This is a genomic window from Amycolatopsis dendrobii, from assembly GCF_014145675.1.
Taxonomy (GTDB): domain Bacteria; phylum Actinomycetota; class Actinomycetes; order Mycobacteriales; family Pseudonocardiaceae; genus Amycolatopsis; species Amycolatopsis dendrobii.
Genome location: NZ_JACGZW010000050.1, coordinates 1 through 691, shown reverse-complemented (window position 1 = coordinate 691; position 691 = coordinate 1). Strand labels below are relative to the sequence as shown.

Here is a 691-nt window from a genome sequence, read left to right as displayed (position 1 = left end):
CGGCGAGGCCCACTACGGTGCGCTGGGGGTGCTGGGCGACGACGGCGCGCTGGCCGAGTTCGTGTACCTGGGCATCGACGCCGAGACCCGGCAGCGGATCGGGCATCTTCCGGAGGGCCACGGGCTGCTGGGGCTGGTGATCGACGACGCGAAGCCGTTGCGGCTGTCGGAGATTTCGGCGCATCCGGCGTCGGTGGGTTTTCCGGCGAACCATCCGCCGATGCATTCGTTCCTCGGGGTTCCGGTGCGGGTCCGCGACGAGGTGTTCGGGAATCTGTACCTCACCGAGAAGAAGGACGGGGCGGAGTTCACCGACGACGACGAGGTGATCGTGCAGGCGCTGGCGGCGGCGGCGGGGATCGCGATCGAGAACGCGCACCTGTACGAGCAGACCCGGTTGCGGCAGCGGTGGCTGGGCGCGACCAGCGAGGTGACCACGGAGCTGCTGGGCGGGACGGATCCGGTGGACGCGCTGGAGCTGATCGCGGGCCGGGCGCTGGAGTTGACGGGGTCGGATGTGACGATGCTCGCGTTGCCGGGCACGGGCGCGCTTGATGCGGGCGAGGACTGGGACAGCGATCCGGTCGAGCTGACCGTGACCGTGTGCGCGGGCGGCGATGCCGGCGATCTGACGGGGTTGCGGATGCCGGTGGAGGGGACGGTGCCGGGTGCGGTGTTCCGGGACCGGACT

The 691-nt window shown here is 70.8% G+C and carries 1 protein-coding gene; it reads left to right on the top strand.

Annotated features, from left to right (window positions below):
- On the top strand, positions 1-691 hold a 691-nt coding region (locus tag H4281_RS45055), incomplete at both ends, for a GAF domain-containing protein (protein ID WP_182896962.1).